This is a genomic window from Nocardia mexicana NBRC 108244 (assembly GCF_001613165.1).
Lineage (GTDB): Bacteria > Actinomycetota > Actinomycetes > Mycobacteriales > Mycobacteriaceae > Nocardia > Nocardia mexicana.
Map to the genome: position 1 here is coordinate 62,801 of NZ_BDBV01000024.1, position 26,867 is coordinate 89,667.

At 69.6% G+C, this 26,867-nt stretch carries 25 protein-coding genes; 16 read left to right on the plus strand and 9 right to left on the minus strand.

All coding sequences use genetic code 11. The features are described 5' to 3' along the window. Positions 1 to 213: 213 nt before the first annotated feature. Complete coding sequence (locus NM1_RS10140; protein WP_068017473.1) at positions 214 to 1,452, plus strand: globin domain-containing protein; 1,239 nt, start codon at positions 214 to 216, stop codon at positions 1,450 to 1,452. Positions 1,453 to 1,531: 79 nt separating this feature from the next. Here the strand turns inward: NM1_RS10140 and NM1_RS10145 are convergent, their stop codons facing one another. The 4 genes from NM1_RS10145 to NM1_RS44510 all read right to left on the minus strand — a co-directional run bounded on the left by NM1_RS10145 (position 1,532) and on the right by NM1_RS44510 (position 6,061). Next, positions 1,532 to 3,256: a sensor histidine kinase gene (locus NM1_RS10145; RefSeq protein WP_068017179.1), complete on the minus strand. Its 1,725-nt coding sequence runs from the start codon at positions 3,254 to 3,256 to the stop codon at positions 1,532 to 1,534. A 93-nt stretch (positions 3,257 to 3,349) separates the two neighbouring features. Next, positions 3,350 to 3,934: a flavodoxin domain-containing protein gene (locus tag NM1_RS10150; protein ID WP_068017182.1), complete on the minus strand. Its 585-nt coding sequence runs from the start codon at positions 3,932 to 3,934 to the stop codon at positions 3,350 to 3,352. Between the two features lie 169 nt (positions 3,935 to 4,103). Next, the gene (locus NM1_RS10155; RefSeq protein WP_068017188.1) at positions 4,104 to 5,108 is read right to left on the minus strand and encodes an Acg family FMN-binding oxidoreductase; all 1,005 of its coding nucleotides are present in this window, start codon (positions 5,106 to 5,108) and stop codon (positions 4,104 to 4,106) included. Between the two features lie 68 nt (positions 5,109 to 5,176). Beyond that, a complete protein-coding gene (locus NM1_RS44510) occupies positions 5,177 to 6,061 on the minus strand; it encodes a DUF302 domain-containing protein (protein WP_169814230.1) in 885 nt (294 codons plus the stop codon). Positions 6,062 to 6,286: 225 nt separating this feature from the next. Between NM1_RS44510 and NM1_RS10165 the strand changes: the two genes are divergently transcribed. From NM1_RS10165 to NM1_RS10195, 7 genes are all read left to right on the plus strand, one after another. Then, a complete protein-coding gene (locus NM1_RS10165; RefSeq protein WP_147288792.1) occupies positions 6,287 to 6,994 on the plus strand; it encodes a hypothetical protein in 708 nt (235 codons plus the stop codon). A 66-nt stretch (positions 6,995 to 7,060) separates the two neighbouring features. After that, positions 7,061 to 7,321, plus strand: coding sequence for an SHOCT domain-containing protein (locus NM1_RS10170; RefSeq protein WP_114699356.1), 261 nt, complete (start codon positions 7,061 to 7,063; stop codon positions 7,319 to 7,321). A 197-nt stretch (positions 7,322 to 7,518) separates the two neighbouring features. Continuing rightward, complete coding sequence (locus tag NM1_RS10175) at positions 7,519 to 8,445, plus strand: universal stress protein (RefSeq protein WP_068017194.1); 927 nt, start codon at positions 7,519 to 7,521, stop codon at positions 8,443 to 8,445. A 131-nt stretch (positions 8,446 to 8,576) separates the two neighbouring features. Then, positions 8,577 to 9,398 carry a sigma 54 modulation/S30EA ribosomal C-terminal domain-containing protein gene (locus NM1_RS10180; protein WP_068017196.1) on the plus strand — a complete coding sequence of 274 codons (822 nt, stop codon included), beginning with the start codon at positions 8,577 to 8,579 and terminating at the stop codon, positions 9,396 to 9,398. Then, entirely contained in the window at positions 9,395 to 10,318 is a 924-nt protein-coding gene (locus tag NM1_RS10185) for an ABC transporter ATP-binding protein (protein ID WP_068017200.1), read from the plus strand. The genes NM1_RS10180 and NM1_RS10185 overlap by 4 nt, the downstream gene beginning before the upstream one ends. Beyond that, entirely contained in the window at positions 10,315 to 11,937 is a 1,623-nt protein-coding gene (locus NM1_RS10190) for an ABC transporter permease (protein ID WP_307719306.1), read from the plus strand. Before NM1_RS10185 ends, NM1_RS10190 begins: the two co-directional genes overlap by 4 nt. A gap of 170 nt (positions 11,938 to 12,107) precedes the next feature. After that, entirely contained in the window at positions 12,108 to 13,079 is a 972-nt protein-coding gene (locus tag NM1_RS10195) for an Acg family FMN-binding oxidoreductase (RefSeq protein ID WP_068017202.1), read from the plus strand. Positions 13,080 to 13,126: 47 nt separating this feature from the next. On the opposite strand, the gene NM1_RS10200 is transcribed toward NM1_RS10195, so the two are convergent. The 4 genes from NM1_RS10200 to NM1_RS10215 are packed head-to-tail and all read right to left on the minus strand — an operon-like array spanning position 13,127 to position 17,549. Next, positions 13,127 to 15,142 carry an erythromycin esterase family protein gene (locus NM1_RS10200; protein WP_114699357.1) on the minus strand — a complete coding sequence of 672 codons (2,016 nt, stop codon included), beginning with the start codon at positions 15,140 to 15,142 and terminating at the stop codon, positions 13,127 to 13,129. Further along, complete coding sequence (locus NM1_RS10205) at positions 15,139 to 16,320, minus strand: site-2 protease family protein (RefSeq protein ID WP_068017205.1); 1,182 nt, start codon at positions 16,318 to 16,320, stop codon at positions 15,139 to 15,141. The genes NM1_RS10200 and NM1_RS10205 overlap by 4 nt, the downstream gene beginning before the upstream one ends. 18 nt (positions 16,321 to 16,338) lie before the next feature. After that, positions 16,339 to 16,980 carry a DUF2267 domain-containing protein gene (locus NM1_RS10210; RefSeq protein ID WP_068017208.1) on the minus strand — a complete coding sequence of 214 codons (642 nt, stop codon included), beginning with the start codon at positions 16,978 to 16,980 and terminating at the stop codon, positions 16,339 to 16,341. A 14-nt stretch (positions 16,981 to 16,994) separates the two neighbouring features. Further along, entirely contained in the window at positions 16,995 to 17,549 is a 555-nt protein-coding gene (locus NM1_RS10215; protein ID WP_068017211.1) for a flavodoxin domain-containing protein, read from the minus strand. A gap of 210 nt (positions 17,550 to 17,759) precedes the next feature. On the opposite strand from NM1_RS10215, the gene NM1_RS10220 reads away from it, so the two are divergent. The 6 genes from NM1_RS10220 to NM1_RS10245 are packed head-to-tail and all read left to right on the plus strand — an operon-like array spanning position 17,760 to position 23,768. Then, positions 17,760 to 18,302 (plus strand): hypothetical protein, encoded by a 543-nt coding sequence (locus tag NM1_RS10220; protein ID WP_068017215.1) that lies wholly within the window; start codon positions 17,760 to 17,762, stop codon positions 18,300 to 18,302. A gap of 13 nt (positions 18,303 to 18,315) precedes the next feature. Further along, entirely contained in the window at positions 18,316 to 20,118 is a 1,803-nt protein-coding gene (gene acsA, locus NM1_RS10225) for an acetate--CoA ligase (RefSeq protein ID WP_068017219.1), read from the plus strand. Beyond that, positions 20,115 to 21,080 (plus strand): pyruvate dehydrogenase (acetyl-transferring) E1 component subunit alpha, encoded by a 966-nt coding sequence (gene pdhA / locus NM1_RS10230; protein ID WP_174556860.1) that lies wholly within the window; start codon positions 20,115 to 20,117, stop codon positions 21,078 to 21,080. The genes acsA and pdhA overlap by 4 nt, the downstream gene beginning before the upstream one ends. Next, positions 21,077 to 22,045, plus strand: coding sequence for an alpha-ketoacid dehydrogenase subunit beta (locus NM1_RS10235; protein ID WP_068017222.1), 969 nt, complete (start codon positions 21,077 to 21,079; stop codon positions 22,043 to 22,045). The genes pdhA and NM1_RS10235 overlap by 4 nt, the downstream gene beginning before the upstream one ends. Before the next feature lies 1 nt (position 22,046). Continuing rightward, the gene (locus tag NM1_RS10240; protein ID WP_068017227.1) at positions 22,047 to 23,507 is read left to right on the plus strand and encodes a dihydrolipoamide acetyltransferase family protein; all 1,461 of its coding nucleotides are present in this window, start codon (positions 22,047 to 22,049) and stop codon (positions 23,505 to 23,507) included. A gap of 3 nt (positions 23,508 to 23,510) precedes the next feature. Next, positions 23,511 to 23,768: a phosphopantetheine-binding protein gene (locus NM1_RS10245; RefSeq protein ID WP_068017229.1), complete on the plus strand. Its 258-nt coding sequence runs from the start codon at positions 23,511 to 23,513 to the stop codon at positions 23,766 to 23,768. Positions 23,769 to 23,789: 21 nt separating this feature from the next. Here NM1_RS10245 and NM1_RS10250 read toward each other — a convergent pair whose 3' ends face one another. Next, the gene (locus tag NM1_RS10250) at positions 23,790 to 24,233 is read right to left on the minus strand and encodes a hypothetical protein (RefSeq protein WP_068017232.1); all 444 of its coding nucleotides are present in this window, start codon (positions 24,231 to 24,233) and stop codon (positions 23,790 to 23,792) included. 177 nt (positions 24,234 to 24,410) lie between these two features. Between NM1_RS10250 and NM1_RS10255 the strand changes: the two genes are divergently transcribed. Next, the gene (locus NM1_RS10255) at positions 24,411 to 25,313 is read left to right on the plus strand and encodes a universal stress protein (protein WP_068017235.1); all 903 of its coding nucleotides are present in this window, start codon (positions 24,411 to 24,413) and stop codon (positions 25,311 to 25,313) included. 47 nt (positions 25,314 to 25,360) lie between these two features. After that, positions 25,361 to 26,779: a serine hydrolase domain-containing protein gene (locus NM1_RS10260; protein WP_246010634.1), complete on the plus strand. Its 1,419-nt coding sequence runs from the start codon at positions 25,361 to 25,363 to the stop codon at positions 26,777 to 26,779. The last annotated feature ends 88 nt before the right edge of the window (positions 26,780 to 26,867 follow it).

The window sequence follows — 26,867 nt, forward strand, 5'->3', positions numbered from 1 at the left end:
ACTTTCGGCCCTGGCGGAGAATTTCTCGACCGGAATCCGAAAACGAAACTCCAGGTAGGCGTCGTTGCCGGGAATCGGTTCTGCTCGCAGATATTGCTCACGGAGACAGCGTGATTGAGCACACGCGCTTCGAATGTGCCACGGGGACAACGGAATAGTTAACGTGATCTTGTGCGGCGGTCAGCCGGAATTTCAGTGCGTGAGGAGATCACCATGACGATCGCGTCGACAACGGCTCCGGAGAATGCCGGGGAATTGGAACCACACCATGCGGCGGTGGTCCGCGACACGTTGCCTGTGATCGCGGCACGAATCGATGAGATCACCACGGCGTTCTATCGGAGAATGTTCGCCGCGCACCCGGAACTGCTCCGCGATCGGTTCAATCGCGGCAACCAGGCGCAGGGCGCGCAGCAGCGGGCACTCGCCGCGTCGATCGCCACTTTTGCCACGCATCTGGTGGATCCGGACCTGCCGCATCCGCGGGAACTGCTCTCGCGGATCGGTCACAAGCACGCCTCGCTCGGCGTGGTCGCCGAGGAATACCCGATCGTGCACGAGCACCTGTTCGCGGCGATCGTGGAGGTGCTCGGCGCGGGCGTGGTGACCGGCGAGGTCGCTGCGGCGTGGGATCGCGTCTACTGGCTGATGGCGGACGCGCTCATCGCCCTGGAACGCGAGTTGTACGCGGAGGCCGGTGTCGAACCGGGAGACGTGTTCCGCGAGACGACGGTGGTCGAACGCATCGAGGATTCCTCCGGTGTCGTCGGTTTCGTGATCGAGTCGGCCGACCCGACCCGGCCGCTTCCGGAATTCGTTCCCGGCCAGTACATTTCGGTCGGCGCAACACTGCCCGATGGTGCTCGGCAGCTGCGCCAGTACAGCCTGATCAACGAGCCGGGCGACGGACGACTGGCCTTCGCCGTGCGGCGCGTGCGCGGCGACGGCGCGCATCCCGACGGCGAGGTCTCGACCTGGCTGCACGAGAACATCCGGGCCGGAGACCGACTGCAGGTCACGATCCCGTTCGGGGATCTCACCATCGACACCGCGACCACCACGCCCCTGGTGCTGATCTCGGCGGGAATCGGAGTGACGCCCATGATCGGGATTCTCGACCATCTCGCCTCCCACTCGTCGCGCCGCCGGGTGCTGGTGCTGCACGCCGACCGCTCCGAACACACCCATCCACTGCGCCAGGTGCAGCAGGGGCTGGTCGAACAGCTGCCGCACGCCGAGATGGAGGTGTGGTACGAGCAACCATCGCCGTCGGCACATCCGGGCACGCTGGGCATCTCTCGACTCGACCTGCCCCCGGACGCGGATTTCTACCTGTGCGGCGGCACCGGTTTCCTCCAGTCGGTACGGGCACAACTGCGCGCGGCCGGGATCGCCGACGGGCGTGTGCATTTCGAGCTCTTCGCTCCCAACGATTGGTTGCTCGATCAGTGATCGTGCGGGGCAGGAAACTCGATCGAGCGCCTGGGCGACACCGCGGCCCACTCGGTGGTTCGGGAGGACGGCGAGCGGGTCAGCGCAGTGGTGCCGACCAGCGGAGACTGGCGCCCGGGGCGTCGCCGGACGCGGTTGCCGGGCCGGTCGTGAATTCGCCGCCGGCGGTTCGGGCGCGCTCCGCCAGGTTGGACAGGCCGCTGGGGGTGATGTTGTCGGGGATGCCGCGGCCGTCGTCGGTCACCGTGACCACGAGATTGTCGGCGACATCGATCTCGACGTCGATGGTGGTGGCGTCGGCGTAGCGTACGGCGTTGCTCACTCCCTCGCGCACAACGGCTTCCGCGTGATCGGCGAGGTCTGGTTCGACGACCGACAGCGGACCGGTCACGCGCAGCGACGTCCGGATCTCGGTGTCGGCGGACTGCTGGCGGATGGCCTGTTCGATGCGCTGCCGCAGCCGGGTGCTCTGGGTGTTGTCGCTGTGCAGGTCGAAGATGGCGGTGCGGATCTCCTGCACCACGTCCTGCAGGTCGTTGATGGTGTCGGTGAGCCGGACGCGGACGTCGGGAATCTTGGTGCGCGGCACGGTGCTCTGCAGCGCCAGGCCGATGGCGAACAGCCGCTGGATGACGTGGTCGTGCAGGTCGCGGGCGATGCGGTCGCGGTCGGTGAGGATGTCGAGGTCGCGCATGCGCCGCTGGGTTTCCGCCAGTTGCATGGCCAGCGCGGCCTGATCGGTGAAAGCGGCTGCGAGCTCCAGCATCTCGTCGTCGTAGGGCGCGGCCTCGGTGGGACGCACGGCAACCAGCACACCCAGCGGCGTATCCGGCGTGTGCAACGGCAGCACCAGTGCGGGGCCCGATTCGGGCAGCAGGTCGGCCAGGTCGGTCCGGCGCGAATCCTCGACCCGGAGCGGACTGCGTTCGGCGAAAGCCTTTCCGACGGTGGCGCCGTCGACCGACAACCTCCGCACGCGATCGTCACCGGCGCCGGAACGGTGGGTGATCGTCAGATCGGTGATCTCGTCGAGCGGAGTCCCCGGCTCGTCGACGGTGGCCAGCAGAACTCGGTCGGACCGGGTCAGTCGGCGGGCGTGGTCGACCAGGTGCGCGAGCACTTCCTCCGGGTCGGTACCGGCCAGGAACTCGGTGGTGAGATCGCGGGTCGCCTCGATCCACGCCTGCCGGGCCCGCGCCGATTCGTATAGCCGCGCGTTCTCGATGGCGATACCCGCTGCCGCCGCCAGCGCCTGCACGATCAGCTCGTCGTCCTCGGTGAACGGCTGCCCACCGGATTTCTCGGTCAGGTACAGGTTGCCGAAAATGGCGTCGCGGATGCGGACCGGTACGCCGAGAAAGGTGCGCATCGGCGGGTGGTTCGGGGGGAAGCCGATCGATGCGGGATGGTCGGCGAGGTTGTCGAGCCGGATGGGTTTGGGCTGGCTGAACAGCAGTCCGAGGACGCCGTGCCCGGTGGGTAGATCGCCGATCAGTGTGCGGGTGTCCTCGTCGATGCCCTCGTAGATGAACTGGGACAGCTGTTCCTCGTGGCCGCGCACGCCGAGAGCGCCGTACTCGGCGTCGACGAGGCTGGTGGCGGTGTGCACGATGGTGCGCAGTGTCTCGTCGAGATCGAGGCCCGAGGTGACGGCGAGCATGGCGTCGACCAGGCCGTCCATGCGATCACGCGAGTCGATGATCTGCTCGACACGATCCTTGACCTCGGTGAGCAGCTCCCGCAGCCGCAGCTGGGAGAGCGTGCCTCGCACCGAGTAGGGACCAGTTGGCGAATCCTCGGTCATCTCGGTGATCCTGTACTCCGCTGCTAGAAATTCGACTCGATCGATTTTATGCGGAGCGCACGAACGATGCCGGAATCGGGCCCGGATCGGTGCTCAGGAGCTGCGCTCGGATTCCTGCCGCGCCGGGAACAGGGTGCTCGGCAGGCGGGTATCGATCCACACGGTGATCGTGTCGGCCCACACGGCGATCGCCTGCCAGTCGCGAAGGTCGCCGAATCGGCAGCCGAGCAGGCGGACGATGATCCGGGTCCTGGCGTCATCGGGTCGCCGGAGCACCCCGGCGAACGGTTGGTAGCCCAAGGCGCACATCTTCCTTCCTACCGCGGCCACGGCGGGTGGCGTGTAGTGCCGCAGGGGGAAGCCCAGTGGGCCGCGCAGGGCCGGTCCCATGCCGACGCTGAACAGCCACGCCGGGCGCAGGCGCAGCGCGAGGCGGTGGCGTTCGGTGTACTCGGTGAATTCCGGCAGGAAGGCCCCGTTGTGGATGGCGCTGCCCAGGACCACCGCCTCGAAGAGCATGGGATCGAGATCCTCGGACACCGAGGCGACGCGCACGTGGGAGCCGTTGTCGCGCAGGCGTTTACCGATGGATTCCGCGATCTCGGCGGTGGAGCCGCGGGCAGTCGCGTAGGTGACGAGCACCGTGTGTTCGGTGCGGTCGGAGCTATCGGTGGTCATAGCCTTACGATCCGCCGGTCACCGCCCGCTGGGCAGGGACTTCGGTTGCGCTCCGCACCGACCTTCGTCGTCTGTCGCGGCTCGCCGCGGCACCGGCCGGCGCGGCCGTCGAGATCCGCACCGGGCAGCGCCGAGCCGATCGGTGACGGTTCGCAGCCATTCCGGTCTGTCAGTGATGGTGGACCGTGAGAATGTCGGTCAGCGGTCGGCGCGGAGTCGGCGGCGGCTCAGGGTCGCCCCCGGGCGCGGTGCCGATGCGGATCAGAACCTGGGGCACGGTCGGGTGGGGGAGCAGGCCGGCGATCGCGCGACGGCCCGCGGGGAGTTCGGTGACGTGGGTGATCGCGCAGGTCGCGAGCCCGGCGGCGGTGCATTCGAGCAGGACCGCGGACAGCGCCTCACCGGTGTGCAGCCACTGCGGTACCGATTCGCCGTACGAGCTGAGCGCCACCAGCCGAGCGTGGTCGGTGAGCTCGGCGCGGCGCATGGAGTGCGGCGCGGACGGGAACGCGCGGCCGACGTCGACGCGGGCCGATTCGGCATCCGAGATCAGTGCGCTGCGCGGCACTCCTTCCGGATCGCCGGAATGCCCGGCCCACCAGTGCAGCTCCATCTGATACATGTCGTCGTCTCGGCGTGCGGCGGCGGCCTGTTCCGATACTGCCGCCAGCCGGGCGCGGGCGCTGTCGTCGAGCACATCGAGTTCGACCTCGTGCGGTGAGGCAAGCTTCCGCAGAGCATGCACGATGTCGTTCCAGCCCGACGGCTCGAGCAACGGCAGCCGATCGGTGTGCCGCCGCTCCATCGCGGCCGCTCGCGCCGCGATGCCCGCCGGTGGATCCGGCCACGGCCGGAACTCCACGGCCGCGAGGTAGTCGCGGCGGTCGGGGTCGGGCATGCGGACGGTGTCGGTGTGCCAGCCGTGGGCGGCGAAGGCGGTGCGCACGTGATGCAGCATGGCGCCGCAGCTGATCACCTGCTGGCGGCCGTGCGGATCGGCAGCGAGGAGCTGCCGATCGTTATCGGTGTGCAGGTGTAGGCGGGTACCGTCGAACGCCCAGCGCCAGGGCTGGGTGTTGTGGATCGAGGGTGCACGCCGAGCCGACCGCATCACGGCGAGGATCGTCTCTGCGTCCGGTGTGATCCGCGTATCGGACGGGTTCGGTGAGGTCATGGTTCCAGCCTCCGGATGGAGTCGGTGACCCGATAGGGGTCCTTGCATCCTGGGTGGCGGGTCGATGGTCACGTTCCATGCTGGCTGTGTGCGGTCGGGGCGCGCAACGCCTCGATCGCGGCGACCAGCAGTCGGCGGGCTTCGTCGGCGACCGGGTACAGGCCGTGGTGGCCGGTCGCCCGCACCAGGACGTCCGGATCGGCGGCCTCCACCATCGTGCCGGAGTCGACGGTGCGCACCACGACGTTGCCGGGCAGCAGCAGCCCGGCCTGCCGATCCTCGGCGAGCGCCCGAGAGGCAAGCCGGGGGTTGCACACGCCGAGAATCAGGTATTCCTCGACCTGTTCGCCCAGTTCCTTCCGCAGCGTTGCCCGCATGTCTACCTCGGCGATTACGTCGAATCCCTGCTGCCGCAACGCTTCTCGTGTCAGGCTCACGGTCTCGGCGAACGGCGTGTCGAGCAGGACCGCGATCGCCGGCGACGGTTCCACCGGCACCCGGATCTCCGTGATCAGCCTGCGCGCCTCGCTCACCTCGTCGGGGCCGACGAGATAGACCTCGCTCGGTGGGCCGCTCACGCGGTATCCCGCCTCGGAGATCCAAGCCTCCAGGGCCCGATAGGCGGCGTCGAGCCCGGCGTAGCCGCCCCGATGACAGGTTCGCGCCACGAGCGTGCCGGGCGCGATCACCACCTCCGCGCCGGAACGCAGGCTCAGCGTGGGCGCCGGTTCGACGGGCACCCCGAAGTCCGCGATGACCACGCCCTCGGCCGAGTGGTCGGGAAACGTGATGGACGGCGCCCCCGTGGCGGTGAGACCGGCACGCTGCACGGTCGCCGTGAGTTCCCGCATTCCGGCGGCGATGTCTTCGCCGAGCCGGTCCGCACGGAGCTCGCGCGGTAGCCGCAGCAGCGCCTGCGGGGTGACCTCGCAGACATCGACCCGGTAGTCCATCGCATCCTCCTTCTCTCCTCCTGACCGAGCGTGCTCCCGGTACAGCGGGGCGTCGAGAGACGAAAGGCCCGCTTTGACGGGCGCAACGGGCCGGATCGCCCGAGCATCGCGGACATGGTCCGAAAGGCAGCGGCGCGCGGTGACTTTCGCTTCTGTGGGCGGCGTGCGGGGCGTCCGATCATCGGGTAGTTACTCGAATCGTTCGATGCCATCGCGGAGGTTGTGGTGACCACGAAATACCAGGCGCCGGGGCTCGGCTCGCTGCCGACAGCCCTGCATCTCCCGATCGGGCGGCGCACGAGGCGTCCCGAGGCACGCCTGTCACGCCGATGGTTCGCCGCCGTCACGCTCGGGGAGTTCCTCGGCTTCCTCGCTCCCGCGGCGGCGGGGGCCCTCACCGTCGACGCGGCACCGGCGGTGACGGCATCGGCATTGCTCGCCGCGGGTGCGATCGAGGGCTGCGTGCTGGGCCTGTTCCAGGGCAGGGTGCTGCGCTCGGTGCTGAAGGGTTTCTCGCCGCGCGAATGGGTCATGGTGACCGTGGTCGGCGCAGTGGCCGCATGGATCGTGGGGGCCCTGATCACGGTGTTCGGTGAGCAGCTGTCCGGTTGGCCGCCTGCCGCACAGGTCCCGGTCGTGGTCGCGGGCGCGCTGGTGATGGTCTTCTCGATCGGAGTCGCGCAATGGTTCGTGCTGCAGTACTGGACCAATCGCGCCGCGCTGTGGGTCTGGGCCAACGCCGCCGGATGGGTCGTCGGGCTGGGAGTGTTCGGCCTGGTCACAACGCCGCTGTGGCAGCCCGGCCAGTCGACGGCCGTGGTGGCCGCGGTCGGCGCGCTCGGCGGCCTGGCGATGGCGGCGACCATGGCGGCGATCACCGGTGGCTTCCTCGTCCGGATTCTGGCGCCCCGGCACCTGGTCTCGCCGGACTGATAGACCGGCTGGTGATGCGCGGTTGAGTCCGCGGCACCGCAGTTCGAATGAAGGAGATGAGACGTGATGGTCTGGTACGGCCACGAAATGTCCGGGTGGGGGTATGCCTGGATGGGACTCGGCATGGTCCTGTTCTGGGGCCTGCTGATCGCGGGTTTCGTCGTGCTGGTGCGATACGTGGCCGCGGCCGACCGCGGACCGCGGTATCGCTCCGAGAATCCTGGGCCCGAAGTCCTGCTCGCGGAGCGCTTCGCGAGGGGCGAGATCGACGAGCAGGAATACGCGAGTCGGCTTGCGGCCCTGCGCGATACCGGGATGCGGGGCTGAGATATCCGACGGCCGGAAGCTCGAGGCAGCGCGCCCCGCGCCCGGACTTCGGCTCGCTGCTCGACGATCCTGGGAAGCCCGGCCGGTCGCACCGTCGTGGGAGGTCCGGCGGTAGCGACCGTCCGCGCCGGAGGCCTATCCTGGGGTAGTCCTCAGGTACCGGTGTGTCGGATTCTCCCGGGTCGGAAGGATGCAGAATGTCGGAATATCAGCACACGGATGCGCACCACCTGGCGTCTGCGCCGGTCGTGGTCGGTGTGGACGGCTCCGAACCTGCGAATATCGCCTTGACCTGGGGGGCTCGGCTGGCAGTGCAGCGAGGCCGTGGGCTTCGCATCGTGCACGGGACCGGTGCGGGCGGTCTGCGTGCGTCCGTCGGCGGGCTGTGGACGGGGATGGCGCCGGCACTCGACAAGGTGCGTACGCACGGCACCGAACTGGTGGGACGGGCGGAGCAGGAGGTCCGGAGGGCCGAGCCGGCGGTTCGGATATCGACCGAGGTCTCGGAGTCGGCGCCGGCACCGCTGCTGATCCAGCACAGCAGCACCGCCTACGTCGTCGTCATCGGCGCCTCGGGGACCAATGCCGCGGCCGGGCACGTCGGGTCGGTGCTGCTGGCGGTGACGGCACATGCGCACGGCACGGTGGTGGTCGTGCGCACCGATCCCGAGACCGAGGACGTGACTCACGCCGACGGCCCGGTCGTGGTGGGTGTCGACGGCAGCCCGGCCAGCGAGGCCGCTATCGGGGCGGCGTTCGAGGAGGCGGCGGAGCGTGCCGCCCCGCTGGTGGCGGTGCACGTCTGGAGTGACCTCAGGCTCACGCGCTATGCCGGACTCGGCGACTTCTTCTCGCCGCTCGACAACGTGGAAGATGCCGAGACCGCGCTCCTGGCGGAACGCCTGGCGGGCTGGCAGGCGAAGTACCCGCAGGTCACCGTCGATCGCCAGGTGCATCTGGCCGACCCGGCGACGGCGCTGCAGCGCTGGTCCGCGACGGCGCAACTGCTGGTGGTCGGTACTCGAGGCCGCGGCAGGTTCGCCGGTGCGGTGCTGGGTTCGACATCGAATTCCCTTGTGCAGCACGCTCGTTGCCCGGTGATGGTCGTCCATCCATCCGAGTAGATGTCTCCCCGTGCGATGAAACGGGCTGCTCGCCGTTCGATGCGGGGGGGACCGATGTCGCGGTCGAACGGGTCGCGGTGAGGTGACCTAATCCCCTCTCGGCGTAGTCGCGGCGGTGGGACAGTCGGTTCATGCGGAAGAGTGCTTCGCCGACGGAGTCGATATTGCGGGTCTCCGCCGGTCACAATGTTTCGGCGGACGCCGTCGAGTATGCGCGCGAGAAGATCGGGCGCGCAGTGGATTACGCTTCGGAACCGGTCCTCTCGGCACGCGTGCGCCTCACCGGCGACGAGGGCTGGTCCACCGATTCCGTTGTCGCCCAGGCGAATGTGAACATCGCCGGGCGCGCGGTGCGGGTTCAGGTGACCGCCGCGAGCACACGAGAAGCCGTGGATCTGCTCCAGGCACGACTGCGAGCCCGGCTGGCGCGGCTCTCGCGCAACTGGGAAGCGCTACGCGGCAACAGGTCCGGTACGGCCGCGCACGAGTGGCGGCACGACGGGATTCCGCGTGCCCGGCTGCCGTACTTCCCCCGGCCCGCCGACGAGCGACAGGTGGTGCGGCACAAGTCGTACGCGCTGGCAGAGGAGACGGCCGACGAAGCGGCGTTCGATATGGAACTGATGGACTACGACTTCCACCTGTTCACCGAGTCCGGCAGCCACGTCGACAGTGTGCTCTACCGCGCCGGTCCCTCGGGGTATCGGATGGCGCAGGTCTATCCGAGCCCGGACGAGGTGACGCGCGGATCGGTGCCGATGTCGACGAGCCCGTGGTCGGCGCCCGCGCTGAGCGTCGAGGGCGCCATCGTGCGACTGGAGCTGACCGGGTGGCCGTTCGTCTTCTTCCGGCACCGTGCCCTCGATCGGGGATGCGTGCTCTACCACCGCTACGACGGCCACTACGGGCTCATCACGCCCTCGACCACCGGGAAGGACGGTGCGGGATCATGACAGCCGCGGCAGATTCTGCGATTTCGATTGCGGCCCTGACGAAAACGTTCGGGCGGACGAAGGCTCTGGACAACCTGGACCTGACCGTGCGGGCCGGGGAGGTACACGGTTTCCTCGGCCCGAACGGCTCGGGCAAGACGACTACGATCCGGATTCTGCTCGGCCTGCTCCGGGCCGATTCCGGCGCGATGCGCGTGCTGGGCCGCGATCCGTGGCTCGACGCCGTCGAACTGCACGCCCACCTGGCGTACGTGCCGGGGGAGGTCACGCTCTGGCCCGGTATCACAGGCGGCGAGATCATCGATCTGATGGGGCGGCTGCGTGGCGGTGTGGATCGCCGCCGCCGCGCCGAACTGCTGGAACGATTCGACCTCGATCCACATCAGAAGGCCCGCGCGTATTCGAAGGGCAACCGGCAGAAGGTGGCCCTGGTCGCGGCGCTGGCCTCGGACGCCGAGCTGTTGTTGCTGGACGAGCCCACGGTCGGCCTGGACCCGCTGAAGGAGGCCGAATTCCAGCGCTGCGTAAAGGAATTGACCTACGACGGCCGGACGGTGCTGCTGTCCAGCCATATCCTCGGCGAGGTCGAGGCGCTGTGCGACCGAGTGAGCATCATCCGGCACGGGCGCACCGTGGAAACCGGCACCCTCACCGAGCTGCGTCATCTCACTCGCACCACTATTACGGTGGAAACCGTCCGTCCCGCAACGAATCTGGGGGATATGGCGGGTGTGCACGACCTCGTCCAGGACGGCTTGCACGCCCGGTTCGACGCGGATACCGCCGCCCTGGACACGGTGTTGCGCACGATAGCCGCGCTCGGTGTGCGCAACCTCACCAGCACTCCGCCGACGCTGGAGGACATCTTCCTGCGTCACTACGGCCCCGAGGCGGTCGCGGCGGTGGGGGAGACATCGTGAGCGTCGGAGTCGCCGGTGCGCGAAAGGCGCTGGGCGACAACATGACGGGCGGGGGCGCGCTGCTGCGGTTCGCATTGCGGCGCGAACGGCTCACCCTGCCCTGGTGGTTGCTCGGAACGGCCCTGCTGCTGGGTTTTCAATCCGTCAGCAGTCAGGGCTTGTACGACACCCCGGCCAAGCTGGCGCGGCTGCGCGAGACCATGACCGGGAACGCGGCCGCCGTGGCGATGGGCGGACCGACTCGACTGCTGGAGACGATCGGTGGCGAGGTCCTGTTCGAGATCTTCGCCTACCTCGCGATCGTGGTGGCGCTGATGAACATGTTCGTCATCGGCAGGCACACCCGCACCGACGAGGAGACGGGGCGGGCGGAATTGATCCGCTCGGCGCGGGTCGGTCGCCGGGCCGCGGCGGTGGCCGCACTCGGCCTCGCCGGAATCGCCGACGTCGCCGTGGCCCTGGTGGTGTTCGCCACGGCCGTGGCAACCGGGCTGCCGGTGGGCGGGTCGGCGTTGCTCGGGGCGGCGGTCGCCGGTATCGGTATCACCTTCGCATCGCTCACGACGGTCGCGGCTCAGATATTCGAGAATCCGCGCAGCGTGTACGGTTCCGTAGCGCTCGCCCTCGCCGCCGCGTATGTGGTGCGTGCCGTGGGCGACGTCGGCAGCGGCGCGGTCTCGTGGCTGTCGCCGATGGGCTGGGGGCAGCGGACCTATCCGTATGTGGCCGACCGATGGTGGCCGCTCCTGCTGTTCGCCGGCGCCAGCGTGATACTCGTGGCGATCGCCTTCGCGCTGCTGGAACGCCGGGACTTCGGGGCGGGCCTGCTGGGATACCGTTCGGGGCGCGCCGACGCGTCGTGGGCGCTCGCTTCCCCGGCGGGCCTGGCGTGGCGGTTGCAGCGGGGCGCGCTGCTCGGCTGGGGGACAGGCGTTTTCGCGCTCGGAATCGCGTACGGTTCCTTCGCCGACAGCATCCAGGAGTATCTGGCCGACAATCCGGAGATCGCCCAGTACCTGCCGGGCGGTGCGGCACGCGCGGTCGATTCGTATCTGGCGCTGACGATTACGATCGCGGCACTGCTGGCGGCCGCCTGCGGGATCACCTGTGTGCTGCGGGCGCGCGCCGAGGAGACCGCGGGCCGCGCGGAATCCGTGCTGGCCGGTCCGGTCGGCCGTTCCGCCTGGCTCGCAAGCCATCTGGGCACGGCGCTGCTCGGCAGTGCGGCCGTCCTGGCGGTGGGCGGATTCGGTGAGGGGCTGTCGCACGGCCTGACGGTCGGCGATCCGGGGCAACTGCTGCGGGTGACGGGTGCGGCGCTGGTTTACCTTCCCGCGGTATGGGTCGTGGTCGCCGTTGCCGCCCTGGTGTTCGGCTGGCTCCCGGCGGCGGCAGCGCCGGTGGCATGGTCGGCGTTCGCCTACTGCGTCGTCGCGGTGCTGTTCGCCGACTCCTTCGATCTCCCCGCCTGGTTCGACGACGGCTCCCCGTTCGAGCACACCCCGCAGGCGCCGCTCGAAACCGTCACGGCCGCACCACTGCTCGTCCTGGTCGCGCTGGCGGCCGCGGGCCTGCTTGCGGGCGCGCTCGGGCTGCGCCGTCGCGACATCGGCTACTGACATCCGACGGCCTGCCGGGTGGTGACTTTCGGCCGTCTCGGGCGTGGCGGCGGCGCGCGATGCTGGATGTCATACGAACCGGAAAACGGAGGCGGTGGGAACCGAGGGCGACTGCGGGACCGCCGACGGACCCTGACCACGGCCGGGGGAATCGTGAAGGAGGACCGACGATGTCGAGCACGCATCCCGACCGCGGTACCGTGCACGCCGCGCTGGCTTCGGCGGTACGGGCGCCCTCGGTGCACAACACCCAGCCTTGGCTGTGGAGAGTGGGCGACACCACCGTGCACTTGTACGCCGACACCAGTCGGGGCTTGCCCTACACCGACCCCGACCAGCGGGATCTGGTGTTGAGCTGCGGAGCGGCACTGCATCACTTCCGGGCGGCGGCGCGGGTGTTCGGCTGGGAGACATCGGTGCATCGGCTGCCGAATCCGGCGGACCAGGACCACCTGGCGGCCATCGAATTTCGTGCGAGCGGACCGACGCCCGAGGCGGTTCGCCTGGCGCGGGCGATTACCCAGCGCCGGACGGATCGGCGCCGCTATACCTCGTGGGAAGTGGCCGACGCACACGTCGCGGCGATGGCCGCCGCCGGCGCCGCGAACGGCGCCCTGGTGCGGAGAGTGGCGGACGGCCGCGAGCGAGCACAATTGTTGCGCGCGTTCGAGCAGGCGGCCTGGGAACATGCCCGGGACTTTTCATACGGCGCCGAGTTGGCGCAATGGAGCGGGCGGCACGCGACGCCGGAGGGTGTACCCGCCCGCAGCACGGTCGCCGCCGAGGACGCGACGGTGCGGCCGTTCTCGAATCCCGGTCTGCCGCAGGCAGTCATCCATGACATCGACGCGGTCGACTGCCTGCTGATGGTGAGCACCACCGGCGACGATCGGATATCGCGGCTACGTGCGGGCGAGGCGGCGGGCGCGGTGCTGGTGACCGCGACCACCCTGGGCTTGGCGACCTGCCCGCTGACCGAACCGCTCGAGCTGCCCGCCACCCGGGACCGGATCCGCACCGGCGTCCTGGACGACAGCGCGTTCCCGCAGATGATCATCCGGGTCGGCTGGGCCGCAAGCAGTTCCGGACCTGTTCCGGAGACGCCGCGGCGCGCCCTCGCCGAGGTTGTCCGCCCACTGTGACCGCGGACCGGTGGCGCCGATCGGTCGTGCGGCCGCGACGCCCGGGTTCACAAGCCGGTGGGGTAGGTTTCCGGGGTCGTTCCCGCGCTCCAGTGGCTGGACGGCGCCAGCGGCTCCAGGGCCGTGGTGCGGTCGATGTGGATCACGGCGTCATAGCGCTCGGCCAGGCGGGAGTGGAAGTAGTGGCTCTGGCGTTCTGTGCCGGGCTGGTATATGACACCGATGGCCCGCTCCAACCGTGGCTGCCGCAGGATATCGCCGACGGCGCCCGCTGCGCCGGTCCGGATCAGGAACGAGTCGTGTCCCGTATCGTGCAGCAGTTCCTCGGAGCTGCTGGGCAGCGGTGCGCGGATGTGCTTGCGTTCGCTGTCACCGCCCCAGCTGCTCGCGGCGGTGACGGTGCCGTGGCCGGTACTGAATCCGATGATGCGGCAGTCGTCTCCGTGGCGTTCACGCACCAGCTGACCCAGCGAGAGCTGCCCCTCGGCGGCCATTTCGGTGGCGCGGGCGTCGCCCACGTGCGAGTTGTGCGCCCACACCACGATCCGTCCCGGTCGACCGTCGCGGGCGAGGTGTGAGGCGATGGCGTCGAGCGTGTCGGCCATATGCTCGTCGCGCAGATTCCAGGAGGTGACGCGGTCTCCGAACATGGCACGGTAATAGGCCTCGGCGTCACGAACGGTCCAGGCATTGCGCAGCGCGTCGAACTGCGCCTCGCCGTCGTAGGTCAGGATGTGCTGGGCGGCATTGCGCTGCAGATCGACCAGCTGGCGCACGACCTCCGCCTGACAGGATTCACCGGCACCGAACGCGGCGGCGAATCCGTATGCCTGCCCGTCGTTCTCGCTGGTGCGGTCGAAGCAGGCGTAGCGACGACGCGCGCGCTCGGCTGCGGCCGGATCGACCTCGTCGAGATACTCCACGACCCGCCGCATGGACTCGTGCATGCTGTACAGATCGAGTCCGTAGAATCCGGCGGTCTTCTCCCCGGAGCGGCGCTGCGCATCGTTGTGCAGGCGCAGCCAGGCGGCGAATTCGCGGACCACGGTGTTGCGCCACATCCAGGCGGGGAACCGTTCGAATCCCTGTAGGGCCCGTCCGGGTGAGCTGTCGTGGTCGTAGCCCCGCACGAAGCGATCGACTCGATAGGCGTCCGGCCAGTCCGCCTCGGCGGCAACGGCATCGAAGCCCTTCTCGGCGATCAGCCAGCGGGTGATGGCGGCTCGCGCGGCGTAGAACTCGTGAGTGCCGTGCGAACTCTCCCCGATGAGCACGAAGCGGGCGTCACCGATCAGGTCGTCGAGGGCCTGCTCCGGTGGGACACCGGAGGGGGCGTCGACGGCGGCCGCGCGGAGTACCGCGACGGGATCGAGTACCGCGGTGCGGGTCCCGGCTGTGGGCATCGCGAGTAGCCGCCGCACCTCATCGTCGGTGACCTGGGCGAAATTCCAGAATGCGGCGCCGACCGCGAGGAACGGCGACGGCATGGTCGCGCATACCATGTCGTCTACGAGGGCAGCGAATTCCCGGCAGGTCGACTCGGGCGCCGCCGGGACTGCGATCACGATGCGTTTCGGCTCGCCGGCGCGAATCGCCTCGACGGCGGCGAACATTGTTGCCCCCGTGGCTAGTCCGTCGTCGACGATGATCACCGTCCGCCCGGACACGTCGACCGGCGCCCGGCCGTCGCGGTAGGCCGTCTCGCGCCGGGACAGCTCCCGGGCCTCGTCGCGTGCGACCGTGCGCACCTGTTCCGCGGTGAGGTGCAGGCCGCGGATCATGTCGTCGTTCACCACGATCCGGCCGTCGGGTGCGAGGGCCCCGATAGCGAATTCGGGGTTTCCGGGCGCGCCCAGCTTGCGCACGACAAGAGTGTCGAGTGGGGCGCCGAGCGCGGCGGCTATCTCCCATGCCACGGGGACGCCGCCGCGCGCGAGCCCCAGTACCCGCACATCGGGGTCGCCGCGGTAGTGCTGCAGCAGTCCCGCGAGCACACGGCCGGCCTCGTTCCGATCGCGGAAGATCGGCTGGGGGGTGTCGCGAAGCACGGGTGTGGCCGTCATGATGTTCCTCGGTCGGCAGACGGGTGAATTGCGTTGGACGGATGCGCTTTCGGAACCGGAAGGCCCAGTGCCGATCGATCGCACGCCGTGGTGAGGTCGGTGGCGGTCACGATTCCGATGAGGCGGCGTGACGCATCGACGACGGTGAGAGCGTCGAGCTTGGGGCGCAGCACGACCCGCGTGGCGGCGTCGGCGAGCAGTTCGTCGGGGCCGACGATGGTGCCGGACGGCAGCCCCCGGGCCACCGCGCGTATCGGGGTGGTGGGGCGGGCGGATTTCGGTACCGCCGCGAGGTCCGACCACGCGAGGACCGCGACCGGGTGGCCGTGCGTGTCGATGACCGGGAAGACCCGGTGGCCGGTATCGAGCGCGTCGGAATCCAGCAGCTGCGCGACGAGCCAGTGGGCGGGTACGGCCATCGGGTGCGAAGTCATCACGTCGCGGACCCTGGTGCCGCCCAATCGATGTCGCATCCCGGCCACGGTGAGTTCGGCGTGCGCGGCGGTCTGCAGGAACCACCCGAGCAGCATCAGCCAGGCCCCGCCGAGGTGACCGAGGGCGATGATCTCGGCGATACCGAGAATGATCAGTGCCGTGCCGAGGACCTGCCCGCTCCGGGCGGCGACAGTCGCAGCCCGCAGCCGATCGCCGGTACGCCACCAGATCACCGCGCGCAACACCCGGCCGCCGTCCAGCGGTGCACCGGGAAGCAGATTGAACACGGCGAGAGCGATATTCGTGACCGCGAGCCACGTGAACGCACCGGCGATCGCCCCGCCCGGGGCGGCGGATTCGGCGATCAGGGCCGGACCGAAGGCGAGGACGCCGATGGCCAGGCTGGTCGAAGGCCCGGCGATCGCGATACGGAAATCGCTGCGCGCGTCGCGCGGTTCGTCGGACAGTTCGGAGACTCCGCCCAGCAGCCACAGCACAATACGTTCGACGCGAACCCCATGGCGGGTGGCGACGATCGAATGCGCGAGCTCGTGCGCCGCGAGCGACGCGAACAGGGCGAGCGCTCCGCCGATGGCCACGGTCCAGACGACGGCGGTGCTGTCGGTGCCGCGCAGATTCGTACCGAGGACCCAGGTGAACAGCGCTATGGTGGCCAGCACCGACCAGTGTGCGCCGATCCGGATCCCGGAAATGCAGCCCAGGGGGACCGTTTCGTGCAACATCGTTCGACGGCCTTCCACTCAGCTCCGGCCGGAGCCGGTCAGTCCTTCGGACAGCAGGATGTGATGGGCCTGCTGAGCGGCGAATACCCGGCGTGTGGTGTCGTATTCGCCGCCGGGCAGTTCCTCGAGCCCGCGGGCGAGTACGGCCACCGCCTCCGACAGCGCCCGTATCCGCGATTCGAGCGCGCGGTCCGGATCGTCCGCCGCCGTGGTGCCGTCATCGTGGTACTCGACGGGTTCCACGCCCAGCAGGACACCGCGCAACCGGCTCGGCAGCACCGTGAGGACGTGATCGAGCTGGCCGGGCGAGAACAGATCGGCCAGAGCGTCCGTCACCACGCCGATCACACCGACGGCTTCGTCGCGGGAAACTCCTGCCTCCCTGGCGAACTGGTCGATGAACGAGGCGACATCGTGGGGAACGGGCACGTGGCCCGGAACCCAGCCCTCGTAGAACGTTCCGCGTAGCAGTTCCGGCAGCTGCGCGCTGAGGTGGGCGGCCGATGCGACGCCGAGCCGGTCGCGCACGGCATGCAGCCAGGCGCGCAGTACCCGATGGGCGTAATGGCGATCGTAGGTGTCGAGCGCCTCGGTCACCGCACGCACCCACTCGTGCGCGGTGTGGACGGCCGGTGCGAGCGGATCATTGTGGTACGACATGGATTTCGTCTCCCTCACGGGTGGATCACGGACGTCCGCGGCTGCGGCAGCCGCAGGGCGCGGGCGATTGTCTCGGTCCAGGCGGTGATCGCGGCCCAGTCCCGCAGATCGCCGTACCGGCCGCCGCCCAGCAGCCGGTGCCGCAGCCGGGCGCCGAACGAGACACCGGCGCGTTCGTAATGCCCGGCGAACGCGTGGAAATCCTTGGCGCCGACCGAATCCCGCAGAGTGGCGATCTTCTGCGGCACCCGTCGCGCCATCCGGCGGCCGATCGGCCCGCGCAGGGCCGCGGACACTCCGACGCTGAACATCCAGACATCGCGGGCGGCGAGCGCATCCCGGTGGTCGCGGACGAATTGCCCGGCGGCGGGGAGATAGTCCATGCCGTGGACGGCGCTGCCCAGGACGACGGCGTCGAACCGCGACAGTTCGGGAGCGTGCTCCGCGTCGGCGACCTCGACGTCGGCGCCGCGGTTGGCGAGGTCCTCGGCGATGTATTCGGCGATTTCGCGCGTCGACCCCTGCGCTGTCGCGTAGATCACGGCGATTCGAGGCTTGTTCGTCTCCATGCCTTCGAGCCTGCGCGCGAGGAGCCGGACCGGTGAGAGGCGAGGTGCCTGATGGCGACGGGACCAACGTCATCTGCGGCCGCCGCGCCCCCGAGCGGGTGCACGGCCGTCCCCCGTTGGTCCCTGAGCTTTGGTGGCCATGTGCTCTGCCGTTCCCGGCCGCTGCTCCGCACAGTGGGGAGCGAACTCGCACCGAAGACGGAGAAATTCATGGACAGGCTGGAACGGCGGTTGCTCTCGCTACTGGACGCGTTGCGGCAGCAACCGACGACAGGCAACGCGCGCACGGTGCGCGACGCCGTGGCGGCACTGCGGCCGACGGCGGATGCGCTGGACGCCGGGAGTTCCCGGCAGCGGCCGGTACGCAAGCTCTACGCCTACATCGACGCCGCCAGCCGGGACGCGCTGGTGGATCCGGATGCCCGTTCGCACGCGGAGTGCTGCGACATCGAGAACGGCCTGCGCGCGGCACTGGTGGCGAGCAGACGGGACTCGTCGGTGTTCGACCTGTCCTGTGTCAGGGACGACCTCGACAGACTGTCGGATCGCATCGATGAGCTGCAGCCCGGCGAACGGGAACCGTTGCACTGCTTGCTGTCCTATGTCGACGCCCGCAACCGCGAGGCGCTGGAGCTGGCGATGCGACGCGACTGGAGCCCGCCGAATGTGGTGCGGCGCTTCGAGATGGACCGCACCCGCGTCCGGTCCGGAGCCCGGCCGGGCTCCGTGGCGGAACCAGCACCCCCTCGATAGCCGGAGACGAGACATGAGCACTGTCAGCCACGACCTGCGAACCGGACCCGCCCGGTGGGAGCCGATCGACAAATCCCCGGCGGAGCGGGCCGCCGCGAATCTGACCGACTACGAGCTGGCGCGGCGCGAATTCCGCTGGGACGCGGCGCGACTGGATCTGGCGGGGTTGCCGGGCGGGGGCGTCAACATCGCCTACGAAGCGGTGGACCGGCACTTGTACGAGAGCGGTGCGCAGGCACCGTCGCTGCGCTGGCTGGCCGCCGCCGGTGGCCGCACGACGTTGAGTTGTGCGGATCTGGTCATGCTGAGCAATCGCTTCGCGAACGTCCTGCGTCATCTCGGAGTGCGGCGCGGGGACCGGGTGTGCACGCTGCTCGGTCGCACCCCGGAGTTGTACGTCGCCGCGCTCGGCGCGTGGAAGGCGGGATGTGTCGTCTCGCCGTTGTTCTCGGCATTCGGTCCGGAGCCGGTCCGGCAGCGGCTGAGCCTTGCGAGCGCGACGACCCTGGTGACGACCGCGGCGTTCTACGAGCGGAAGGTCGCGCCGGTGCGGGACGAACTCCCCGCACTACGGCATGTGATCGTGACCGACGCGGAGACGAACCTGCCGGGAGTGATCGAACTTCCGTTCGCGATGGCGGCGGCCGAGACCGAATTCCCGATCGTGCGTACGAGTTTCGAGGATCCGGCGCTGCTGCACTTCACCAGCGGCACCACCGGGAAGCCGAAGGGCGCCGTGCACGCGCACGGCGCGATCGTCGCGCACCGGGCCACCGCTCGCTACGCGCTGGATCTGCGTGCGGGAGACGTGTTCTGGTGTACGGCCGATCCCGGCTGGGTGACCGGCATGTCCTACGGCGTGATCGCGCCGCTGAGCCTGGGCGCCACGGTGGTCAGCGACGAGGCGGAGTTCGATCCGCGCCGCTGGTACGACATACTCACGGCCGAGCGAGTGTCGGTGTGGTACACGGCACCGACCGCGCTGCGCATGCTCATGCGCCACGGCGACCGGTTGCCCGCGGGGACGGACCTGTCGTGCCTGCGATTCATCGCGAGCGTCGGCGAGCCGCTGAATCCGGAGGTGGTCGACTGGGGCTACCAGGTCCTCGGCCGCCCCGTGCACGACAACTGGTGGCAGACCGAGACGGGGGCGATCATGATCGCCAATCTCGCTGCCGCACAGGTGCGTCCGGGTTCGATGGGACGCCCGCTCCCGGGCATCGAGGCGACGGTGCTGCGGCGCGGGCCCGACGGCCGGGCGATGATCACCGACGGTGCGGTGACGCGGGCCGGTGTCGGAGAGGTGGGAGAGCTGGCGCTGCGGGCGGGGTGGCCCTCGATGTTCCGCGGCTATCTGAACGACCCGGTCCGGTACGCCAGGGCCTTCGCCGACGGGTGGTATCTCAGCGGCGATCTGGCCCGCTTCGATCGGGACGGCTACTACTGGTTCGTCGGCCGCGCCGACGATGTGATCAAATCCGCGGGCCACCTGGTCGGGCCGTTCGAGGTGGAGAGTGCGCTCATGGCACATCCGGCAGTTCTCGAGTCCGGGGTGATCGGCATACCGGACCGGGTGGCGGGCGAACTGGTGAAGGCGTTCGTGGTGCTGCGGCCCGGCTACACCCCGAGCGAGTCGCTGCGTGCCGAGATCAGCGCCTTCGGCCGCCGTGCGCTCGGGGCCGTGGCGCCCAAGCGGATCGACTTCGCCGACAGTCTCCCGCATACGCGCAGCGGCAAGGTGATGCGACGGCTGCTGAAGGCCCGTGAACTCGGCTTGCCCGAGGGCGATCTCTCCACTCTGGAGGGAGCCTCATGAGTGCCGCGGATACCCGCATCGAGCTGCTCCGGCAGATGATTCGGATCCGGCGGTTCGAGGAACGCTGCGTGCGGCTCTACAGCGCCGAGAAGATCCGCGGCTTCCTCCATCTCTACATCGGAGAGGAGGCGGTGGCGGCCGGACTGCTCGGGCAGATCGGGCCCGGTGACGCGGTGGTGTCGACCTATCGGGAGCACGGCCACGCCCTCGCCCGCGGCATGCCGATGGCCGCGCTGATGGCCGAAATGTACGGGCGCGCAACAGGGTGCAGCCGCGGTCGTGGCGGGTCGATGCACCTTTTCGATGCGGAACGCCGCTTCTACGGCGGGAACGCGATCGTCGCCGGGGGACTGCCGATCGCCGTCGGGCTCGCGCTGGCGGACGCTCAGGCCGGTCGCGACGCGGTCACCGTCTGCCTGTTCGGCGACGGCGCCGCCGCCGAGGGGGAGTTCCACGAATGCCTGAATCTTGCTGCGCTGTGGCGTCTTCCGGTGCTGTTCGCGTGCGAGAACAATCGCTATGCGATGGGCACCGCCCTGGCCCGCGAACACGCCGCCACCGATCTGGCCTTGCGTGCGGCCTCCTACGGTCTGGTGGCCTGGCCGGTCGACGGCATGGACGCCGTCGCGGTGGGCGAGGCGACCCGCCGTGCGGTCGAGTCGATCCGAGCGGGGAGCGGTCCGTGCTTCCTCGAGCTTCGCACCTACCGGTTCCGGGCGCATTCGCTGTACGACGCCGACCGCTACCGCGACAAGGCGGAGATCGCGGAATGGAAGGGCCGAGACCCGATTCCACGCCTGTCGGGCGCGCTGAAGGACGCCGGCGAGCTGAACGAGGAGGACCTGAAGGCGCTCGAGGCGGCGATCGAGTCGGAGATCGACGACGCCGTCGCCGCCGCCGAGAGCGCACCGGAGGAACCGGTCGCCGACCTGACCCGGCACGTCTACGCGGAGCGGCCATGATCACCTATCGGGACGCTGTGCGGGAGGCCCTGCGCGAGGCGATGATTCGAGACGAGCGGGTATTCCTGATGGGCGAGGACGTCGGCGCGTACGGCGGGTGCTTCGGCGTCAGCCGCGGCATGCTCGAGGAATTCGGACCCGAGCGGATTCGCGACACCCCGCTGAGCGAATCGGCGTTCGTCGGCGCGGGAATCGGTGCCGCACTGGGTGGTTCGCGCCCGATCGTCGAGATCATGACGGTCAACTTCAGCCTGCTGGCGCTGGACCAGATCCTCAACAATGCCGCGACGCTGCGGCACATGTCCGGCGGGCAGTTCGGGGTGCCGCTGGTGATCCGCATGGCCACCGGGGCCGGACGGCAACTGGCGGCACAGCATTCGCACAGCCTGGAGGCCTTTTACGCGCACATCCCCGGGCTCCGGGTGCTGGCCCCGGCCACCGTCGCCGACGCACGGGGGATGTTGTGGACCGCGCTGCAGGACCCCGACCCGGTGCTGATCTTCGAGCCGATCGCGCTCTACAACACCGAGGACGAGTTGCCCGACGATGCGGGTGCCGTCGATATCGACCGCGCCGCCGTGCGGCGTCCCGGTACCGACGTCACCCTCGTATCCTACGGCGGCGCGCTGCGCGTCGCGGAAGCGGCCGCGGAAAGCCTGGCGGCCCAGGGCATCTCGGCCGAGGTGATCGATCTGCGGACGCTGCGTCCGCTGGACGAGCGGACCGTACTGGAGTCGGTGGCGCGCACCCACCGGCTGGTGATCGTCGACGAAGGGTGGCGCAGCGTCGGCATCGCCGCCGAGATCGCCGCCCGTGCGAGCGAACACGCCTATTACGAGCTGGATGCTCCGATCGGCCGGGTGTGTACCGCCGAGGTCCCGATTCCGTACGCCCGGCAACTGGAAGCCGCCGCGCTGCCGCAGCCCGGCGCCGTCGTCGCCGCGGTCCGCGAGGTGGTGAGCTGACATGGTCGAATTCCGGATGCCGTCGCTCGGTGCCGACATGACGGAGGGCACGCTGCTGCAGTGGCTCGTACACCCGGGTGACGTCGTGCGCGCGGGTGACGTGGTGGCGGAGGTGGACACCACCAAGGCCGCCATCGAGGTGGAGTGCTTCGACGACGGCGTGATCGGCGAGCTCCTGGTGCGGGAGGGGGAGACGGTTCCGGTCGGAGCCCCGCTCGCCACGATCGAGCCGGTGGGGGAGGCCGGTGCGGCGACGAGTGGGAGCGCCGTATCCGATGTGCAACAGGAAATCGCGAGTACCGGCAGCGCCGAGGAGGAGGCGTCGCACTCGATGGCCGAGCCGCACGAGGTCCGGGCGACCCCTCTGGTCCGCCGGCTCGCCGAGAAGGCAGGACTCGACCTGGCGACGGTGCACGGGAGCGGGCCCAACGGGCGCGTGGTGCGGAGCGATGTCGAGAAGGCGACGGCCGTGGGGAGCGGGGAGCGCCGCGCCGACGCGGGCGACGACGATCGCGCTGCTTCCGATCGGACCAGGGAGAACGGCGGTGGCCACGGACCGACGGCGGCACACGGGCCGGAGCTACACGCCCGCGCTTCCGGCTACGCCCGGAAGCTGGCCGCCGATCTCGGCCTCGATATCACCGCGGTGACCGGGACCGGCCGCGACGGATCGGTGCGTGCGGACGATGTGCGTACCGCCGCATCATTCGCCCACCCGCGAGCCGATCTCGCTGCCGCCGAGATCGCGCCTCCGCCGCCGCCCGTACCGGCAGGCCGTCCGGCCGGGCCCGCACACGACCTCGCGGCCGTGCGCGCGCAGATCGCGGCCGCGATGACCAAGTCGAAACAGACTGTGCCGCACTACTATCTGTCGGCCACCGTCGACGTCGCCGCGGCAACCGACTGGGTGCGGAAGAGAAACCTCACCCTGCCGGTCGCGGACCGTATCCTGTTACCGGCGCTGCTGCTGCGCGCCGTATCGCTGGCCGCCCGGAACGCTCCGGACCTGAACGGGCATTGGGTCGACGACCGTTACCTGCCCGCGACCGCCGTGCATCTCGGCGTGGTCGTCTCGCTGCGCGGGGGCGGCATCATGCTGCCCACCATCCCCGACGCCGACACCCTCGACCCGGCCGCCATGATGGCGGCGCTGCGCGGCGTCGTATCCCGTGCGCGGAGCGGGCGTTTGCGTTCGTCGGATACCACCCCCGCCACCATCACGGTGACGAATCTGGGTGACCTGGGCGTGGATTCGGTCTTCGGCGTGATCGCCGTCCCGCAGGTCGCGATCGTCGGGCTGGGGGCGGCGGCCGACCGGCCCTACGTGGCCGGCGGGTTGCTCGGCGTGCGGCGCCAGCTCACGGCCACTCTGTCCGCGGATCACCGCGCGAGCGACGGCGCCACCGGCGCCCGCTTCCTGAACGCCGTCGACAACCTGCTACAACGTCCCGAGGAGTTGTGACCTATGTCCCATACCCTGTCTCGTGAGCTGGCCGCAGCCACCGTGCGCGGCGCGCTGCAGGGGTTCGCCACCGACGCCGACCTGGCCGCGCTCGACGATGCCGCACCTCTGCGCAGCACGCTGGAACTGGATTCGATCGACTTTCTGACCTTCGTCGAGCGCCTGTCGGTCGCGGCGGGCCGCCGCATCGAGGAGCAGGACTATCCACACCTGGAGACGATTCGCTCCTGCGTCGACTTCCTCACCGCGCCTACCGACTGACGTCGTTCGCGGGCGCGGCCGTCATCGTGCGGTGAACCGGCCCGCCGGCGGCGGGGTGCTCGGGAACCGGGACGGCAGCGTCATGGACAGCGAGATCACGACGAGTCCCGCCATGACGCAGACCGGCTGCAGCCAGCTGAACACCTCGATCGTGTAGATCTGCACGATAATCCAGCCGACGAGCAGTGCTCCGGCGATCATCGCCACCGCCGGTGCCCGCGGGTCGGTGCGGGCCACGAGCACGGTCGTGAACGTCATCGGTATCCCCACCATGAGCGCGAGGGCGACAGCGGCGAAGACCGGGCTGTCGAACGGAATTCGTTCCTCGACCGTCGCGCCGAGATCTATCGCGCCGCTGATCAGACCGGCGGCTCCGGCGAGCGCCCAGATCGCGACGAAACCGGAGAGCAGCGCCAGGGTGATCTGCCTGATGTCGATGCGGTGCGGGTTTCGGGTGGCCATCATGGCATCACGATCGCCCGGACGCCGCGGTGCCGGTAGAAGCGTTGGGCCCGCGAGCACGGTGACCTTCGGCTGCCGGCGGCCGCCGGAGCCGAAAGGACCGGTCAGGGGACGACCTAGTTCCCTGGGCGAGTTCGCCGATGCGCGGAATGCTCGAAACGACACCGACAAGGAGGCATCATGGTGGACTCCGAGACACCTCGCATCGACCCGGTCGACGCACCGATTCTGGTGGCCGTGGACGGCTCGGCCATCTCGTATCAGGCGGTCGCCTGGGCGGCGGTGGACGCCGAACTGCGGCGTTGCCCGCTGCACCTCATCACCTCGTCCGCGTTTCCGACCGGCTACGGTTTCGGGGCGGCACTGGGCGAGTCCGAGGTGGAGTGGCTGCGCGAGGACGCACGGCGGATACTCACCGAGGCGAGCCGGATCGCGCACGATGCGGTTCCCGGTGACACGATCTCGGTCACCACCGAGCTGACCTTCGACCTGATCATTCCGACCATGATCGATCGCTCCCGGACGGCGCGCATGATCGTGGTCGGAAATCGTGGCCGCGGCGCGATCGGCCGCGCCGTGCTCGGCTCGGTGAGCACGGCATTGAGTCGGCACGCGCGGTGCCCGGTCGCGGTCGTGCACGGCAGTTCGCAGGCGGACGCGGTATCGGCGCGGAAACCGATCGTCGTGGGCGTCGACGGCAGCAGCAACAGCATGCCGGCGGTCGAACTGGCTTTCGAGGAGGCGTCCCGCCGCAAGGTGGCGCTGATCGCTGTGCACGCCTGGAGCGACACCACGGGATACGACCTCCCCGTGCACGGCTGGGAGGAGATCCGGACATCCGAGGAGATCCAGCTGGCGGAAAGCCTGGCCGGATTCGGCGAACGGTACCCTGATGTGCCGGTCGAGCGGATCGTGGTGTGCGACAGGCCGGTTCGGTCGATCCTCGACTACGCCGACGGCGCTCAGCTGGTCGTGCTCGGCAGCCATGGGCGCGGCGGGTTCGCCGGTATGATGCTCGGCTCCACGAGTACGGCGGTGTTGCATGCGGCCGAGTGCCCTGTGATCGTGGTGCGTGAGCGATGAGCGCGAGCACCGGAACGGACCCGACGACGGGGTCCGAGCGAAATGCTGTGGCGGACAGTACCGATACGACCTTGGCGGGTCGGGTCGGGTCGCTGTTCAACCGCCGTCCGGTGGTGGGGGCCGTGGTCGCGGTCGTGCGCGACGGCGGCGTCGAGTTCGTGCGGCACGGGTGGGCCGATCTCGCCGACCGGCGCCCGGTCACCGAGGACACGGTGTTCCGGATCGCATCGATCACCAAGACCTTCACCGCGATTGCGGTGCTGCAGCTGTGGGAGCGCGGACTCGTCGACCTGGACGCACCCGCCGACAGCTACCTGCGCGGCTTCCGGTTGGTCGCGGCCGACCCGCGGTACGGCCCGGTGACGATCCGGCACCTGCTCACACACACCTCGGGTGTCGGTGAGACGGCCTACCCCTGGCAGGCACTGCAACCGGACTTCGGTGAGAGCGTCGCGGGGGGTACGCCGGTGCCGTCGCTGGGCGAGTACTACCGGCGCGGGCTGCGAGTTGGCGCCGAACCCGGCACCCGGTGGGCCTATACCGACCACGGCTTCGCAACGCTGGGTCAGATCGTCGCCGACGTCACGGGCGTACCGCTCGCGGAATACCTTCGCGCGCATGTGTTCCGGACACTGGGCATGTTCGACACCACTCTCGTCTCCGCCGAGGTTCCCCGGGCGGACCGGGCCACCGGGTACACCCTGGGCGCACACGGCCCGAAACCGGTCGTGCATCGCGAAATGATCACCGCGGCAGCGTCATCGGCCTGCTCGTCCGCTCGCGACATGGCGCGGTACCTGGCCGCGCTACTGGGCGGAGGGCGCAACGATCACGGCCGGGTGCTCGAATCGGACACGCTGGCAATGATGTTCGCGCCGCAGTACCAGCCCGACCCGCGCGTTCCGGGGATGGGCCTGGGCTTGTTCCGGGGCCTCGTGGGTGACCACAGAGTCGTCGAACACCAAGGCATCCTGCCGGGGTTCAACTCGCAGATGTGGGTCGCGCCGGACGACCGGACAGGTGCGCTCGTATTCGTCACCGGAGGTCACCGCGCCCTGCTGTGGCTGCCCGCCGAGACCTCGGCGCTGGTGCACGAACTGCTCGGTGCGCCGCAACCCGCGATCCGGACCGACATCCCGCACCATCCGGAGGTGTGGTCCGAGATCTGCGGCTACTATCGCCTGTCCGGCTCGCTCGCCGATGTTCGCGCGCGGGCGATGGTGGGCGCCGGTGCCGAGGTGCGCATCAGCGCCGGGCGGCCGGTGCTGCGGGTGCTGACCGCCGTGCCGTCGCTGCTGCGCGGGCTGCCCCTGCACCCGGATGATCCGGACGACCCGCGAGCGTTCCGTATCGACCTCACCAGGTTCGGCATCGGCACGGGGCGAATTCTCTTCGGCCGGGAGTCCGGAACCGGGACGCCCGCGATGTTCTTCGACCTGCACCCCCTGACCCTGCTGCGGCGATAACGGCGGCGGGGCGAACGTCACTTCCGTTGGTTACCTAGGCATCTCACGCCTGTGTACGGGTGGCGTGCAGACTGGAAGCAGAGCAGCG

What these genes read in the sequence shown, in the direction of transcription:
- NM1_RS10140 (WP_068017473.1), top strand. Translation starts at nt 214, where the DNA reads ATGACGATCGCGTCGACAACGGCTCCGGAGAATGCCGGGGAATTGGAA.
- NM1_RS10145 (WP_068017179.1), bottom strand. Translation starts at nt 3,256, where the DNA reads ATGACCGAGGATTCGCCAACTGGTCCCTACTCGGTGCGAGGCACGCTC.
- NM1_RS10150 (WP_068017182.1), bottom strand. Translation starts at nt 3,934, where the DNA reads ATGACCACCGATAGCTCCGACCGCACCGAACACACGGTGCTCGTCACC.
- NM1_RS10155 (WP_068017188.1), bottom strand. Translation starts at nt 5,108, where the DNA reads ATGACCTCACCGAACCCGTCCGATACGCGGATCACACCGGACGCAGAG.
- NM1_RS44510 (WP_169814230.1), bottom strand. Translation starts at nt 6,061, where the DNA reads ATGGACTACCGGGTCGATGTCTGCGAGGTCACCCCGCAGGCGCTGCTG.
- NM1_RS10170 (WP_114699356.1), top strand. Translation starts at nt 7,061, where the DNA reads ATGGTCTGGTACGGCCACGAAATGTCCGGGTGGGGGTATGCCTGGATG.
- NM1_RS10175 (WP_068017194.1), top strand. Translation starts at nt 7,519, where the DNA reads ATGTCGGAATATCAGCACACGGATGCGCACCACCTGGCGTCTGCGCCG.
- NM1_RS10180 (WP_068017196.1), top strand. Translation starts at nt 8,577, where the DNA reads ATGCGGAAGAGTGCTTCGCCGACGGAGTCGATATTGCGGGTCTCCGCC.
- NM1_RS10185 (WP_068017200.1), top strand. Translation starts at nt 9,395, where the DNA reads ATGACAGCCGCGGCAGATTCTGCGATTTCGATTGCGGCCCTGACGAAA.
- NM1_RS10195 (WP_068017202.1), top strand. Translation starts at nt 12,108, where the DNA reads ATGTCGAGCACGCATCCCGACCGCGGTACCGTGCACGCCGCGCTGGCT.
- NM1_RS10200 (WP_114699357.1), bottom strand. Translation starts at nt 15,142, where the DNA reads ATGACGGCCACACCCGTGCTTCGCGACACCCCCCAGCCGATCTTCCGC.
- NM1_RS10205 (WP_068017205.1), bottom strand. Translation starts at nt 16,320, where the DNA reads ATGTTGCACGAAACGGTCCCCCTGGGCTGCATTTCCGGGATCCGGATC.
- NM1_RS10210 (WP_068017208.1), bottom strand. Translation starts at nt 16,980, where the DNA reads ATGTCGTACCACAATGATCCGCTCGCACCGGCCGTCCACACCGCGCAC.
- NM1_RS10215 (WP_068017211.1), bottom strand. Translation starts at nt 17,549, where the DNA reads ATGGAGACGAACAAGCCTCGAATCGCCGTGATCTACGCGACAGCGCAG.
- NM1_RS10220 (WP_068017215.1), top strand. Translation starts at nt 17,760, where the DNA reads ATGGACAGGCTGGAACGGCGGTTGCTCTCGCTACTGGACGCGTTGCGG.
- acsA (WP_068017219.1), top strand. Translation starts at nt 18,316, where the DNA reads ATGAGCACTGTCAGCCACGACCTGCGAACCGGACCCGCCCGGTGGGAG.
- pdhA (WP_174556860.1), top strand. Translation starts at nt 20,115, where the DNA reads ATGAGTGCCGCGGATACCCGCATCGAGCTGCTCCGGCAGATGATTCGG.
- NM1_RS10235 (WP_068017222.1), top strand. Translation starts at nt 21,077, where the DNA reads ATGATCACCTATCGGGACGCTGTGCGGGAGGCCCTGCGCGAGGCGATG.
- NM1_RS10240 (WP_068017227.1), top strand. Translation starts at nt 22,047, where the DNA reads ATGGTCGAATTCCGGATGCCGTCGCTCGGTGCCGACATGACGGAGGGC.
- NM1_RS10245 (WP_068017229.1), top strand. Translation starts at nt 23,511, where the DNA reads ATGTCCCATACCCTGTCTCGTGAGCTGGCCGCAGCCACCGTGCGCGGC.
- NM1_RS10250 (WP_068017232.1), bottom strand. Translation starts at nt 24,233, where the DNA reads ATGATGGCCACCCGAAACCCGCACCGCATCGACATCAGGCAGATCACC.
- NM1_RS10255 (WP_068017235.1), top strand. Translation starts at nt 24,411, where the DNA reads ATGGTGGACTCCGAGACACCTCGCATCGACCCGGTCGACGCACCGATT.